Source organism: Pseudomonas sp. GM80 (assembly GCF_000282515.1).
Lineage (GTDB): Bacteria > Pseudomonadota > Gammaproteobacteria > Pseudomonadales > Pseudomonadaceae > Aquipseudomonas.
This window is the reverse complement of the sequence record NZ_AKJD01000170.1, coordinates 1-14,170: the sequence shown is the minus strand read 5'-3', so window position 1 is coordinate 14,170 and position 14,170 is coordinate 1. Positions and strand designations below refer to the sequence as shown.

15 protein-coding genes are annotated in these 14,170 nt (G+C 59.3%); 8 read left to right on the top strand and 7 right to left on the bottom strand.

Annotation, left to right across the window (positions count from 1 at the left end):
• Positions 1 to 77 precede the first annotated feature (77 nt).
• Positions 78 to 320, top strand: coding sequence for a DUF1652 domain-containing protein (locus PMI37_RS23785; protein ID WP_008085818.1), 243 nt, complete (start codon positions 78 to 80; stop codon positions 318 to 320).
• Positions 321 to 324: 4 nt separating this feature from the next.
• Here PMI37_RS23785 and PMI37_RS23780 read toward each other — a convergent pair whose 3' ends face one another.
• On the bottom strand, positions 325 to 687 hold the full coding sequence (locus PMI37_RS23780; RefSeq protein WP_008085816.1) for an NUDIX hydrolase: 363 nt from the start codon (positions 685 to 687) through the stop codon (positions 325 to 327).
• Between the two features lie 223 nt (positions 688 to 910).
• Between PMI37_RS23780 and PMI37_RS23775 the strand changes: the two genes are divergently transcribed.
• Complete coding sequence (locus PMI37_RS23775) at positions 911 to 1,108, top strand: hypothetical protein (RefSeq protein ID WP_008085814.1); 198 nt, start codon at positions 911 to 913, stop codon at positions 1,106 to 1,108.
• A 67-nt stretch (positions 1,109 to 1,175) separates the two neighbouring features.
• On the opposite strand, the gene PMI37_RS23770 is transcribed toward PMI37_RS23775, so the two are convergent.
• The gene (locus PMI37_RS23770; RefSeq protein WP_008085812.1) at positions 1,176 to 1,415 is read right to left on the bottom strand and encodes a hypothetical protein; all 240 of its coding nucleotides are present in this window, start codon (positions 1,413 to 1,415) and stop codon (positions 1,176 to 1,178) included.
• 186 nt (positions 1,416 to 1,601) lie between these two features.
• Between PMI37_RS23770 and PMI37_RS23765 the strand changes: the two genes are divergently transcribed.
• Positions 1,602 to 1,937: a hypothetical protein gene (locus tag PMI37_RS23765; protein WP_008085810.1), complete on the top strand. Its 336-nt coding sequence runs from the start codon at positions 1,602 to 1,604 to the stop codon at positions 1,935 to 1,937.
• Between the two features lie 79 nt (positions 1,938 to 2,016).
• Here the strand turns inward: PMI37_RS23765 and PMI37_RS23760 are convergent, their stop codons facing one another.
• Positions 2,017 to 2,565: an RrF2 family transcriptional regulator gene (locus tag PMI37_RS23760; protein WP_008085808.1), complete on the bottom strand. Its 549-nt coding sequence runs from the start codon at positions 2,563 to 2,565 to the stop codon at positions 2,017 to 2,019.
• Between the two features lie 291 nt (positions 2,566 to 2,856).
• Here PMI37_RS23760 and PMI37_RS23755 point away from each other — a divergent pair, with 291 nt between their 5' ends.
• Positions 2,857 to 4,062, top strand: a complete 1,206-nt coding sequence (locus PMI37_RS23755) for an NAD(P)/FAD-dependent oxidoreductase (protein ID WP_008085807.1) — start codon at positions 2,857 to 2,859, stop codon at positions 4,060 to 4,062.
• A gap of 163 nt (positions 4,063 to 4,225) precedes the next feature.
• The gene (locus tag PMI37_RS23750; protein ID WP_008085806.1) at positions 4,226 to 4,816 is read left to right on the top strand and encodes a DUF6338 family protein; all 591 of its coding nucleotides are present in this window, start codon (positions 4,226 to 4,228) and stop codon (positions 4,814 to 4,816) included.
• Positions 4,817 to 4,959: 143 nt separating this feature from the next.
• On the opposite strand, the gene PMI37_RS23745 is transcribed toward PMI37_RS23750, so the two are convergent.
• The gene (locus PMI37_RS23745) at positions 4,960 to 5,859 is read right to left on the bottom strand and encodes a LysR substrate-binding domain-containing protein (protein ID WP_008085804.1); all 900 of its coding nucleotides are present in this window, start codon (positions 5,857 to 5,859) and stop codon (positions 4,960 to 4,962) included.
• A gap of 120 nt (positions 5,860 to 5,979) precedes the next feature.
• Between PMI37_RS23745 and PMI37_RS23740 the strand changes: the two genes are divergently transcribed.
• Entirely contained in the window at positions 5,980 to 7,347 is a 1,368-nt protein-coding gene (locus PMI37_RS23740) for an MFS transporter (protein ID WP_008085802.1), read from the top strand.
• A 30-nt stretch (positions 7,348 to 7,377) separates the two neighbouring features.
• Positions 7,378 to 8,652 carry a glucarate dehydratase family protein gene (locus PMI37_RS23735; protein WP_008085800.1) on the top strand — a complete coding sequence of 425 codons (1,275 nt, stop codon included), beginning with the start codon at positions 7,378 to 7,380 and terminating at the stop codon, positions 8,650 to 8,652.
• A gap of 122 nt (positions 8,653 to 8,774) precedes the next feature.
• On the opposite strand, the gene PMI37_RS23730 is transcribed toward PMI37_RS23735, so the two are convergent.
• A complete protein-coding gene (locus tag PMI37_RS23730) occupies positions 8,775 to 9,659 on the bottom strand; it encodes a LysR substrate-binding domain-containing protein (RefSeq protein ID WP_008085798.1) in 885 nt (294 codons plus the stop codon).
• A gap of 158 nt (positions 9,660 to 9,817) precedes the next feature.
• Here PMI37_RS23730 and ydiJ point away from each other — a divergent pair, with 158 nt between their 5' ends.
• Entirely contained in the window at positions 9,818 to 12,844 is a 3,027-nt protein-coding gene (gene ydiJ / locus PMI37_RS23725) for a D-2-hydroxyglutarate dehydrogenase YdiJ (protein WP_008085796.1), read from the top strand.
• Here the strand turns inward: ydiJ and PMI37_RS23720 are convergent.
• On the bottom strand, positions 12,777 to 13,463 hold the full coding sequence (locus PMI37_RS23720; protein WP_008085794.1) for a paraquat-inducible protein A: 687 nt from the start codon (positions 13,461 to 13,463) through the stop codon (positions 12,777 to 12,779). The two genes, ydiJ and PMI37_RS23720, sit on opposite strands and share 68 nt — an antisense overlap.
• Positions 13,460 to 14,056: a paraquat-inducible protein A gene (locus tag PMI37_RS23715; protein WP_008085792.1), complete on the bottom strand. Its 597-nt coding sequence runs from the start codon at positions 14,054 to 14,056 to the stop codon at positions 13,460 to 13,462. Before PMI37_RS23715 ends, PMI37_RS23720 begins: the two co-directional genes overlap by 4 nt.
• Positions 14,057 to 14,170 lie beyond the last annotated feature (114 nt).

The window sequence follows — 14,170 nt, the reverse complement described above, 5'->3', positions numbered from 1 at the left end:
TTTGTATCGAGCACGACACATATTGCTCATCTATGCTCAACGGATCGATCGATTTACCGCCTGCGAGGCGTCCGCCCATGCTTGCGATCACTGACATTTGCCGCATCGTCGAGTCCGGCTTTCCTGCGCTCAAATGTGACTGCACGCCATCAGCACAGGGGCTTTTGCAGATCAAGGTGTATGAGCCGGAAAGTGGCCGGGTGGACTTACTGCTCAATGGCGTTTCCCCGGAGCACCTCGTCACCATCCGTGACATTTCCAACTTCATCGGCGAGTTGCGCACCGAAATGACGGCGGGGCGCCGAGCCTTCGCGGGCTGAGCCCCTATAAGCGGCGCTGGAAAGCCTGCACGATGCGCAGCGTCGCCTCGCTGGTGTTGAGATTCTGCACCGCGTCCAGCGGGTGCCAGATGCAATCAATGATTTCATTCTGCGGGCGCACCTCATCGATGTTCAGCACTGAAGCTTCGTAGACGTGATGCCTTGTGCTGCCGGTTTGCAGTTCCATCAAATACAGCACATCGTCGGCGTCCAGCCCGGTTTCCTCCTGCAATTCGCGCACAGCCGCATGGGCTCGGGTTTCCCCTGGCTCGACTTTGCCGCCGGGCAAAGTCCAGCGACAGTGGGGTTTGCGCACCAGGAGAATGTGGCGATCCTGTTCGCAAATGACGGTGGCACGTATTTTCATCTGTTACCTGTTTACTGCTTGTCACGAAAATGTAATGAAACTGCAATATTCGAGCCGCGCCCGGATTTAAAGGTTCCCGTTGAGTTTAGGAGCGCTTGACTGAGCGAAAAGTGCCGGCACTTTGACTTGTTGCGTTGGCGACACCCGGTTGGCATCCGATTTGGATCCGGGTGTAAGGTTAGAACGTGAAGCTGAATCCACCGTTAGCAAAAAGGAGGTGCCCATGAGCATTCCGATGCTGAACAAGATGCACATGAACGGGTATGACGTGCTCAGCGTAAATAACGGCCCATGGCGGGTTTGCACCCAGGGCGATCGTCTGGCCTCGTTTGCCAGCAAAGAGGAAGCGCTGGCGTATGCCGCAGCACTGCCTGGCTACAAAAAACGCCCGACACGCGCGCAAAGTCACAAAACAAGCTGATTGGCGGTAAAAAAACAGCCCCGGTATAGACCGGGGCTGTTTGTTTGGGGTCGGGTGGAGCTCGGGATCAGTGCACTTTGGTTCGACTGATGGCGCGTGCTTTCACTTCTTTGGCGTAAAGCTGCAAGCGTTCTTCATCGCTTTGCAGTACTTCGCAGGATCTCAATACAGTCTGCGCATCCGCTTCATTGCCGGACTTGCGCAACTGTTCAGCAATACGTTTAAGGTCGACTGCCGACCATCTCAGGTCCGATGCGACACTTTGCAGGTCGCGTTGAAGTTCGTGTTCGTATTCATTGAGCCGCATGATCACCTCCAGAACGTTCTCGGTAGAAAATAGTAGTCGCATTTTCCGCCAGCGTTGCAAGGCTTGCCTGTCGTTGGGCTGAGCGGTTGTGAAAAATTGTCCAAAGTTTCGCAAAGACGCTGTGCCACGATGGATGTACACCCGGTTACACGTTACATTCGCTTTTTTTCAGAGCAGGGAAACACCATGCGGATGTGGATCGGGAGTTTGGCGTTGGTCATGTTGGCAGGGTGCTCGTTGCCGGCGTCACTGGTGCCGGGTGAGCCGAATGTCAGCAAGATCAGTGGCAAGGCCCCCAAAGACTATGCCGCGTGTGTATTACCGTTGTGGCAGCAAGACGTTGCCAAGACTACGCAAACGTCGATCTCCAACGGTTATCGCATCACCGCGCCGAGCGTCATTACCGCTGACGAGATTCTCGACATCGTCAAATACAAGGACGGCAGCCGGGTGTCCTTGTACCAGGGGCCACCGTGGGCCAAGTCGGGTTCGTTGCGCAAATCGGTGCGCGACTGCCTGTAACGACTGTTTTCAGGTGCAAAAAAAGCAGAAGCCGGGTCAACGGCTTCTGCTTTTTTTTCGACTTTTTGACACGAGGCCGTCAGTCTGAAATGTCGGTGAGCGGGATGCTGCCAACGTTGCCCTTTTTCTCTCGTCGATCCTGAATCCAGTCTTCCACTTGCTGGCCGAACTGCGCCGGCGCCTTGCGCCCGACCTTGCGCGCAATGTCGAGGATGGTCTGTTGGGCGAGGGCTTCTTCCATGCGCTTTTGCGCGGTCATCATCGCGGCATGGATCGAACAGGTGCCCTCGATTGCCCATTCCGGCGGATTGCCTTCAAACAGGGCGCAACGCCCGCGGATGTCGCGGCATTCGAAAATATTCTTGCGCCCGTCGATGGCGTTGACGATATCCAGCAAGGTGATTTCATCCGCCGGCCGCGCCAGGCTGAAGCCGCCGCGCACGCCTTCACTGGCTACCACCAGTTTGGCCTTGGCCAGTTTGGTGAAAATCTTCGCCAGATACTCCACTGGCACGCCCTGCAATTCGGCGAGATCACGCACGCTGGCCTCGCGGCTGTCACCGCCGTTGCCAACCAGAAAGGCCAGGCAATGAATACCGTATTCGAGGCCTGCACTGTAAAGAGACATAGATAAGTCCGACTTGATTTGTCGTAAATACTAGCAGCCCGAGCGGCGACCGGCAATCCGCTGGATTGGCCAGATTTAGCGTTTTCCGGGCTTTCAACCCATGTATTTGAGGTTTTTCTGTTAAATGTGAGCGTTTAAGTATCGGTTAATTAGATTAAACCAATCGAATAATCTGACTTGTTGGTGTTATATCCGACCAATATAGTCGGCGCTATCGGAGTGAAAGCAAACACCTCCGGACCTATTCATGACGCCACTTTTCAAGGGCACGGCTTTTCTGGAGATTCACAAATGAAGCAGCAGATTCTGGTCGTCGGCGCAGGTTTTGGCGGTATGTGGTCGGCATTGAGCGCGACACGTCTGGTCGATATTCATGGCCGTGACGATGTTCAAATCAGCGTGCTCGCACCCCAGGCGGAACTGCGTGTGCGCCCACGTTTCTACGAGCCGAACGCTCATCAACTGGCAGCACCGCTGCACGAACTGTTCGAAGCGGTCGGCGTTCACTTCATCAAAGGAGCGGCCGAGACCATCGACGTGGCGGCCAAAACTGTCGGTTACACCGATGCCTCCGGCAGCAAAAAAACCTTCCACTTCGACAAGCTGGTGTTGGCCAGTGGCAGTGGTCTGGTTCAGTCCGCCACGCCGGGCGTCGCGCAGCATGCTTTTGACGTTGATCAGATCGAGGCAGCAATCCGCCTGGAAACGCATCTGAAATCACTGAAAGACCTGCCTGAGAGTCCGGCACGCAATACCGTGGTCGTCGCTGGTGGCGGCTTCACCGGGATTGAAACCGCGACCGAAATGCCAGGGCGTCTGCGCGAAATTCTCGGTGAGCAGGCCGATCTCAAGGTGATCATCGTTGATCGCGGGCAGAAGATCGGCATTTCGATGGGCGAAGAAATCAGCCAGTCGATCATCGAGGCCAGTGCAGAACTGGGCGTCGAATGGCGTTTGGGTGTCTCGGTGCAGTCGGTCGATGCCAGTGGCGTGACACTGTCTGACGGCCAGCTCATCGAGGCGAAAACGGTGGTCTGGACGACCGGCGTGCGCGCCAGTTCGTTGACCGAGCAGATTCCGGCCGAGCGCGACAAGCAGGGTCGCCTGCACGTCGACGCCCACCTGAAAGTAATCGGCCAGGACGACATCTTTGCCACGGGTGATGTGGCTTACGCGGCCACCGACGATATCGGCAACTATGCACTGATGACCTGCCAGCACGCGATTTCGCTGGGGCGGCACGCCGGTAACAACGTTGCTGCGCAACTGCTCGGGGTCGAGCCGACACCGTACAGCCAGCCGAAGTACGTGACCTGCCTGGACCTCGGTGCCTGGGGCGCGGTGTACACCGAGGGCTGGGATCGTCAGGTGAAACTGGTCAAGCAGGAAGGCAAAACCTTGAAGACCCAGATCAATACGCAGTGGATCTATCCGCCGGCGGCTGATCGCGTGAGTGCGCTGGCAGCGGCGGATCCGATGATTCCTGTGGTCGCCTGAGCCACGGCAGAGAAGGGCGCGGATCTGATGCGCTGGAGGCGGTTCGCAATGCGCTGTGACAGTTGCTGGCAGAGGGTTTTTTCTGCAACGACTAGGCTTTTGAGTGCCAGCCCCAGGAGGGGCTGGCATTTTTGTTTGTTGGCTGTTTCAAGGAGCTTGGATCATGGATGATCTGGTGAAAGATGTTATTCCGCTGTTGCAGTATTTGATTCCCGGGTTTTTATCGACGTGGATTTTTTATTCACTTACAGCGTTCAGGCGGCCTGATACGTTTGGCCAGATCGTGCAGGCGCTGATTTTCACGTTCGTCATTCAAGGGGCGGTACTGGGGATTGGCGTGCTGTGTCTGTGGGTAGGCAGCCAAGGATTTTCCTTGGGCCAATGGAATGCCAAAACCGAAACAGGGTGGGCATTTGTTGTTTCACTGTCACTTGGACTGTTTTTCTGCCGCATAGTCTCCAGCGACAAATTGCATGGATGGTTACGTACTAGAAATCTGACGAAACAATCTTCCTACCCCAGTGAATGGTTCAGTTCTTTCGCCCAGTATCATCGCCTGGTCACTCTGCATTTGACTGATGACAGGCGCCTGTTTGGCTGGCCTGCGCAGTGGCCTCCGGAGTCTGCCAATGGCCAATTCGTGATGCAGAATCCGCGATGGCTGAAAAGCGATGGCACAGTGGTGCCTTCCGGGGCCGAATTTTTGCTGATAGATTCCGCGAAGGTTCAGTGGGTTGAGTTCAGCCCGTTATAAGAGGTTACGTCATGACCGCCAGAGCATCTCAACCCATGCCACCAAACGTGGCGCGTCTTTTCGCAGGCCCGGACGGCAAGCCTTCGCCGAATCTCAAAGGCCCCAGTGCGCCACCTCCGGCACCAAAACGCTAAATAACCCTTTCAGCCCCAACCTTCCTTCACCGCCCGGCGAATCGCCTCCAGCAACATCGCGAACGCCGGGTTGTCGTTGTTCTCCCGCCAGATCAGGTGCAGTTCGCTCTGCACCCCTTCACCCAGATCGATCTCGCGAAACACCACATTCCGGAACACCACACTGGTGGCGCAGCGCGGCACCAGTGCCAGGCCCATGCCGGCGTTGACCAGCGCCAGAATCGTCAGCGACGACCCCAACCACTGCACATAATCCGGCGCGACCCGGGCTGAGCGCAGCATGCCGGTCAGCAGTTCGTTGAATGGCGGATAGGCAGCGTGGGAGTACATCAGGAACGGCTGTTTATCCAGATCACCCACTGATACTTCAAGCGCAGTCGCCAGTGGATGATTGCTCGGCACTGCCAGCACAAACGGTTCACGCACCAGGCATTCGGTGGCGTAGCCCGGCTCCAGCAACGGAGCGCGGGCGATGCCCAGATCGATGCGTCGCGCGCGCAGTGCTTCGTGCTGCTGGTAGGTGTTCATCTCCGAGAGATCGATTTTCACCTGCGGCTGTTTCAGCCGGGCTTCGGCGATGACCTTGGGCAAAAATTCATACACCGCGCTGCCGACAAAGCTGATGTTCACCGAACCGATATCGCCCTCGGCAAACCGTCGGGCGGTGACGGCGGCTTGCTGGGCGCGCTCGAGCAGGTTCTGTGCTTCGATGAAGAAAGCCCGGCCTGCCGCCGTGAGCGCGACGCTGCGCGTGCTGCGGGTAAACAGTTCGACGCCGAGGTGATGCTCCAGCAACTGGATCTGCCGGCTCAGCGGTGGCTGGGTCATGTTCAGTCGCTCGGCGGCGCGGCGAAAGTTCAGTTCCGTGGCGACGGTGGTGAAGCAGCGGAGTTGGGTGAGCTCGAACATTGATCTAATCCAGGTATCAATCGAATGCCAAGTTAGATTAGACGGGATCAATGATCGCCGTCCATGATCGACTCCATCGCTTCACGCCATCCCTAAAAAAACAAGATCGGGAGTCGCCTCTTGAAAACCCTGCAGAGTTCGCCGGATGTCACGGTACTCGCCCGTGCCGCCGCCAAGGTCAAGCGCCATGTGCTGCCGCTGTTCGTGGTGATGTTCATCGTCAACTACATCGATCGGGTCAATATCGGTTTCGTGCGCAGCCACCTGGAAACCGATCTGGGCATCGGCGCTGCGGCCTATGGGCTTGGCGCCGGGCTGTTTTTCGTGGGCTACGCACTGTTCGAAGTGCCGTCCAACATGCTGCTGCAACGCTACGGCGCGCGGGTCTGGCTGACGCGGATCATGTTCACCTGGGGTGCCGCCGCCATGGCCATGGCGTTCGTCAAAGGTGAAACCAGTTTCTACGTGCTGCGCTTTATTCTCGGTGCGGCGGAGGCGGGGTTCTTTCCGGGGATCATTTATTACTTCACCCAATGGCTGCCGGCCTCTGAGCGCGGCAAGACCATGGCGGTATTTCTCAGTGGTTCGGCGATTGCCTCGGTGATCTCCGGCCCGGTGTCCGGTGCGCTTCTGCACATCAGCGGGCTGGGCCTGCATGGCTGGCAGTGGATGTTCCTGATCGAGGGTGCGGCATCCGTGGTGCTCTGTGGGTTTGTGTGGTTCTGGCTGCAATCGCATCCGCGTCAGGCCAAATGGTTGAGCGAAGAGGAGCGTGAAGCGCTGGTCGCGGCGATTGCCGAAGAGCAGCGAGCCCGTGAAGCGGTGCAAGAGGCCAAGCCGTCGATGTTCAAACTGTTGGCGGATCGGCAGATCGCGCTGTTCTGTTTCATCTATTTCTCCATCGCCCTGACCATTTACGGCGCGACGTTCTGGCTGCCGAGCATGATCAAGAAGATGGGCAACCTCGGCGACTTTCAGGTCGGCCTGCTCAACTCGATCCCGTGGATTATCTCGATTGTCGCCATGTACGGCTTCGCGGCGATGGCCGGCAAGTGGAAGTTCCAGCAAGCCTGGGTCGCCCTGACGCTGGTGATCGCGGCGATCGGCATGTTCATGTCGACCACCGGCGGACCTATCTTCGCCTTCGTCGCGATCTGTTTCGCGGCCATCGGTTTCAAGGCGGCGTCGGCGCTGTTCTGGCCGATTCCGCAGAGCTATCTGGATGCGCGCATCGCCGCTGCGGTGATCGCATTGATCAACTCGATCGGCAACCTCGGCGGCTTCGTGGCGCCCACCGCGTTCGGCTTTCTCGAGCAAACCACCGGCTCCATCGAGGGCGGTCTGTATGGCCTGGCCGCGACGTCGCTGATCGCTGCGGTGGTGATCTTTTTTGCCCGCACGGCGCCCGGCGCAAAAGGTAAAAACCTTGCAAAGCCGCATGACGGGGCCGCCGTTGTCGTGACGGCCAGCCCGGCCGCGAGCCATTGAATTGATTGTTGATCTGTCAGGAGCGTTACCTTGAAAATCACCCGCGTAACCGTGACCCCGATTGCCTTCCGTGATCCGCCGTTGCTCAACGCCAGCGGCATCCACGAACCCTTCGCCCTGCGTTCGATCATCGAGATCGAAAGCGACAACGGCTACATCGGCCTCGGCGAAAGCTACGGCGACGCCCCGGCGCTGGCGATCCAGCAGCAGTTGCAGTCGCAGCTGATCGGCCTCGATCCATTCAACCTCAACCAGTTGCGCGCCATCGTGCAGGCCACCGTCGCGGCCAACAAACCGGCCAGTGTTGCCGGTGCCGAGTTGGCACCCGGTTCCCACGCGAGCAAAGCGGTGAGCAACGCCTATTCGGCGTTCGAAGTGGCCTTTCTCGATTTGCAGGCGCATTACCTGAACGTGCCATTGGTGGACCTGCTCGGCGGCGCCATACGCGATGAGGTGCCGTTCAGTGCCTATCTGTTCTTCAAGTATGCGCAGCACGTCGATTCGCCGTACAAGCCGGACAACTGGGGCGAAGCGCTCAGCGAGCAGCAGATCGTTGCGCAGGCTGCACGGATGATCGAGGCGTACGGTTTCAAAAGCATCAAGCTCAAGGCCGGTACATTGCCGCCGGAGCATGAAGTGGCGTGCATTAAGGCGCTGAAAAAAGCTTTTCCCGGTTATCCGTTGCGCATCGATCCGAACGGCAATTGGTCACTGGAAACCTCTATTCGCATGGCCGAGTTGCTCGGTGATGATCTGCAGTATTACGAAGACCCGACCCCGGGCCTCGACGGCATGGCCGAATTGCACAAGCGCACGGGCCTGCCGCTGGCGACCAATATGGTGGTCACCGATTTCGAAGAATTCCGCAGAAGTGTCGAGCAGAACAGCGTGCAGATCGTCCTCGCCGACCATCATTATTGGGGCGGCCTGCGCGACACGCAGACGCTGGCGAAGATGTGCGATGTGTTCGGTGTTGGCGTGTCGATGCATTCCAATTCGCACCTGGGCATCAGCCTGATGGCGATGGCGCATGTGGCGGCGGCCGTGCCGAATCTGGATTACGCCTGCGACACGCATTACCCGTGGCAGGAGTCGGATGAAGAAGTCATCAAGGGCGGCAAGCTGCCGATTGTCGACGGCTGCGTGAAAATCACGCGAGCGCCGGGGCTTGGGCTGGAACTGGATCACGCGCAGTTGGGCAAGCTGCATGATCAGTACCTGACGTGCGGGATTCGTCAGCGTGACGATGTGCGGCAGATGCAACGCTATAAGCCGGACTGGAAGGCGGTCAAACCGAGGTTTTGATAGCGTCAGGACTGGCCTCATCGCGGGCAAGCCCGCTCCCACAGGTTATCGTGTCGATTGCAAACTCTGTATTCAACGAAGAACCCTGTGGGAGCGGGCTTGCCCGCGATGAGGTTCTCCAGTCAGAGTGTCTTTACCAGCCAATCCCGAAACGCTTTCAGCGATGGCAGATTTTCATTGCGCGGCGGATACACCAGGTAATAGCTGCGTCGGCTGGTAATCGCTTCCCCGAGTTGCAGCAGATCACCATTCAATAACTCATCCTCCACCAAAATCCGCGGCACCAACCCCACCCCGATATTCGCCCGTACTGCCTGAATCAAGTGCGAGGTCATCTCAAAACTCGGGCCGATGCGCATGCTGCGGTGGGGCAGGCCGTGATGACTGAACCATTCCGCCCATGCCTGCGCATTGCTGCTGACGTTTAGCAGCAGTTGCCCGGCGATCCGCTGTTCGGCGTCATCGCGCTCGGCAGCCGACAGTTGCGCGCTGGCGATCACCACCAGCTCTTCGGTGTGCAGGGGCAGAGCGGTCAGCCCCGGCCATTCTCCGCTGCCGACGCAAATCGCCGCATCGATTTCGCTGGTATCAAAGTCGATCGCTTCGATACGCGAATGCAAATGCACGGTCATGCCTGGGTGGGCGTTATAGAAATCCTTGAGTCGCGGCAGCAGCCACTTCGAGCCGAAGGTCGGCAGCGTCGCCAGGCGCAAACTGTGAACGCCGGAACCAAACGCCATCGCCTGCAATGTCGCGCTGCGAATTTGCCCCAACGCCTCTGCCAGCTCGCGCTGATACATGCGCCCGACGTCGGTGAGCACCACTTGCCGGCCTTCACGAGTGAACAAGCGCATGCCGAGCATTTTCTCGAGAATCTGCACTTGCCGGCTGACCGCGCTTTGCGTCAGCGACAGTTCATGCGCCGCGCGGGTGTAGCTTTCATGGCGTGCGGCAGCCTCGAACGCCAGCAATAACGACATCGACGGTGTGAGCGTGCGCGGATTCATTCGTAAAAGTCATCAATAGCGGGTCGAATTTACGGTTGTCCCAAGGTCGTTCAGCAATGAACATGGGCACCATTAGATGGCGCAGCCTGACGCAATCATTCATTGCGTACAACTGTTCAGCGCCACATAGCCCGATGTTGACCGAGATTTCCTGACCGATGATTGCCCAGCTGTCCCCCGCCAAAGCCCTGGCCGCCGATTACCAACAGTTCCTGAATGCGCTGAAGAACAGCGGTTTTCGCGGTGAAGTCAGCGCCGATTACGCCAGCCGCGTGGTGCTGGCGACCGACAACTCGATCTATCAGCGCTTGCCGCAAGCGGCGGTGTTTCCGATGGACGCCGATGACGTCGCGCGGGTGGCGCGACTGATCGCCGAGCCGGCCTATCAACACGTGGTGATCACCCCGCGCGGCGGCGGCACCGGTACCAATGGCCAATCGTTGACCGATGGCATCGTCGTCGACCTGTCGCGGCACATGAACCGCATCCTCGAAATCAACGTCGAGGAGCGCTGGGTGCGCGTGCAGGCCGGGGTGGTCAAGGATCAGCTCAACGCCGCACTGAAATCTGCCGGGCTGTTCTTCGCCCCTGAGCTGTCGACCTCCAACCGCGCCACCGTCGGCGGCATGATCAACACCGATGCCAGCGGGCAGGGCAGTTGCACCTACGGCAAGACCCGCGACCATGTGCTTGAACTCGACATGGTCTTGCGCGGTGGCGAGCGTTTGCACGGTCAGCCGCTGGAAGAGCGCGAACTGCAAGCGCTTTGCGCCCGCACGGATCGCGTCGGCGAAGTCTATCGCTGTGCTCGGCAGATCATTGATGAGCAGGGTGAGCTGATCAAAGAACGCTTCCCCGATCTCAATCGTTGCCTGACCGGTTATGACCTCGCGCACCTGCGTGAAGCGGACAACCGTTTCAACCTCAACAGCGTGCTGTGCGGCGCCGAAGGCTCGCTGGGTTTCGTGGTCGAGGCACGCCTGAATGTGCTGCCGATCCCTACGCACACGATGCTGGTGAACATCCGCTACGCCGGGTTCATGGACGCCTTGCGCGATGCGCGTGCGTTGATGGCGCTCAAGCCGTTATCGATCGAAACCGTCGACTCGAAAGTCTTGCTGCTGGCGATGCAGGACATCGTCTGGCACGGTGTCGCCGAATACTTCCCGGCGAGCGCCGAGCGGCCGACTCTGGGCATCAATCTGGTCGAGTTCTGTGGTGACGATCCGGAAGAGTTGCAACGGCGGGTCGAGGCGTTTGTCGAGCACTTGGGCAGCGACCGCACGGTCGAGCGTCTGGGCCACACACTGGCGGTCGGCCACGCGGCGGTAAACAAGGTCTACGGCATGCGCAAACGGGCGGTGGGCTTGCTCGGCAACGTCGCCGGTGAAGCGCGGCCGCAGCCGTTTGTCGAAGACACGGCGGTGCCGCCGCAGCATCTGGCCGAGTACATCGCCGAATTGCGCGACCTGCTCGACAGCCACGGTTTGCAGTACGGCATGTTCGGTCACGTCGATGCGGGCGTGCTGCACGTGCGGCCGATTCTCGACATGAAAGACCCGCAGCAAGCCGCGCTGGTGCGTCCGGTGTCCGATGGCGTCGCGGCGCTGACCCAGCGTTACGGCGGTCTGCTGTGGGGCGAGCACGGCAAAGGTCTGCGTTCGGAATACGCGCCGGCATTTTTCGGTGAACTCTATCCGGCGCTGCAAGCACTGAAAGCGGCGTTCGACCCGTTCAACCAATTCAACCCCGGCAAGATTGCCACCCCGGCCAATACCGATGCGGCGTTGCTGAAGATCGACGAAGTGACCCTGCGCGGTGAACTCGATCGGCAGATCGACGAAAAGGTCTGGCAGGACTACGGCGCGGCCATGCACTGCAACGGCAACGGCGCCTGCTACAACTTCGACCCGGATGATGCGATGTGCCCGTCATGGAAGGCCACCCGCGAGCGTTCGCAGTCGCCGAAGGGGCGCGCGTCGTTGATCCGCGAGTGGCTGCGTTTGCAGGGCGAGGCGGGCGTCGATGTGTTGTCTGATGCCATGCGCAAACCGGCGTTTTTCAGCACGCTGTGGCAGCGCTGGCGCAACACGCGTCAGCAGTCCGAAGATTTCTCTCATGAGGTTTACGACGCCATGGCCGGTTGCCTGGCGTGCAAGTCCTGCGCGGGGCAGTGCCCGGTGAAGGTCAATGTGCCGGAGTTTCGTTCACGCTTTCTTGAGCTGTATCACGGCCGCTATCTGCGTCCGGCGCGGGATTATCTGATCGCCTCGCTGGAGTACAGCATTCCCTACATGGCGCGAATTGCGGCGCTGTACAACGGCATGATGGGCGCTGCGTGGGTGCGTGGTCTGCTAGAGCGTGTCGGCGGCATGGTCGATGTGCCGTTGCTCAGTCGTTTTGATTTTCATGCCGCCATGCGTCGCTGGCAAGTGCAACCGGCCACGGTCTCGACCTTGTCCGCACTGACCGAGGCGCAACGTGAACGCAGTGTGGTGATCGTCCAGGATGCGTTCACGCGTTACTTCGAAGCGCCGCTGCTGGCCGACCTGGTCGAGCTGATTTCGCGTCTTGGTTATCAGGTTTATCTGGCACCGTTCAGCGCCAATGGCAAGCCGTTGCACGTGCAGGGTTTCCTGTCGGCGTTCAATCGCGCGGCGTTGCGCAATGCGCGGCAGTTGCGTGAGCTTGCAGATATTGGCGTGCCGCTGCTGGGCCTTGATCCGGCCATGACCCTGGTCTATCGCCAGGAATATTTGAAAGTACCCGGCATGCAACAATGCCCGGACGTGGCGCTGGTGCAGGAGTGGCTGCTCAAGGTCATGCCGGAGCAAGCGCCTCAGGATCAACGCGAAGAATTCCGACTGCTCGCCCACTGCACCGAAAAAACCAACGCACCGGCCGCGACCCGCCAGTGGGAGCAGGTGTTCGAGCGTGCCGGTTTGCAACTGGCGACGCAGGCCACGGGGTGCTGCGGCATGTCCGGCACCTATGGCCACGAGGCGCGCAACCGTGAAACCTCAGCGGTGATTTACCAGCAGTCGTGGGCGCGTCAGGTCGATGCGCCGGCAGAGAAGAGCGAAGCACTGGCCACCGGTTATTCTTGCCGCAGCCAGGTCAAACGCCAGTCGGATCAGGCACTGCGCCACCCGTTGCAGGTACTGCTTGAGGTTCAACGTCGCTGAGGTCGTTGCCCGTGTCCTTGTCCCAGATCAGGCGCGGATCAAAGCTCATCGCCGCAAGCATGGTGAACACCACGACCAGGCCAAAAAACAGAATGCCCGGTCGTGGCTCGATATCGCCCAGCGCCTGGAATTTCACCAGCGCCGCGACCAGCGCCACCACCAGCACGTCGAGCATTGACCAATAGCCGATCAGCTCGACGAAGCGGTACAGTTTCGAACGCTCTTTGCGCGCCCAGGCGCTGTCGCGTTGCACGGTGGTCAGCAGCAGGGTCAGGGCAACAAACTTGATCCCCGGCACGGCAATACTGGCGATGAAGATGATCAGCGCAATGTCCCACGCCCCCGCTTCCCAGAACTCCAGCACGCCGCTCATGATCGTGCTGTCGGCGCCGCTGCCGAGCATGGTGGTGTTCATCACTGGCAAGAGATTGGCCGGCACGTAAAACGCCAGCGCGGCGAGCATGTAGGCCCAGGTGCGCGTCAACGAATTGGTCTTGTGCCGATGCAGCGGCGCGTCGCAGCGCGGACATTCATGCGGCTCGTTGGTCATGTCGCAAGCCAGCCCGCAGCTGTGACACAGGCACAGATTGAGTTCGCTGGCGGTCGGTGGTCGCTTCATAGAATGTCCCAGAGGTCACGGATGTCGCGACCGGCAATGCGGATCATCATCAGGCTCAGTACCGCCAGCGCGAACAGGCCGATGCCGGGCAACACGTCGAGCAAGCCGGCGAGTTTGAACACCGCGACCATGGCGCCGAGCAAACACACCTCAAGCATGCTCCACGGCCGCAGCGTTTCCAGCCAGCGCATGCACAGCTTGAAACCCGGCGCGCGCTGTCCGCCGAGGGCGAAGCCCAGCACCCAAATCAACAATACGAGCTGAAATGCTGGGGCAATGATGATGGCAATGGCCGCGACCATGGCGATGAAGGTGATCGGCCCCTGACTCAGCGCCAGCACCGAGTCCCACAGCGTCGCGCTGTTTTTTAGGCCTTTCATGCTGATGCTCATCACCGGGTAGAAGTTGGCAAACAGCCACAGCACCGCCGCCGTGAACGTCAGCGCGAGCCGCTGCTCAACGCTCAAACCATTGAAGCGCTGAAGCACGCCACCGCAGCGTACGCACGAGGTTTTCTGGTGTTTGCCGAGCACGGCTTTTTCATACACGCAGTCGCAGTGCTCGCAGATGATCAGGTGTTCGGTGTTGACCATGGACAACGCTCGACAGCAAAGACCTGATCACTATAGACGCTCCCTTGTAGGAGCTGCCGCAGGCTGCGATCTTTTGATGTTGTTTTTTAAAAGACAAGATCAACAGATCGCAGC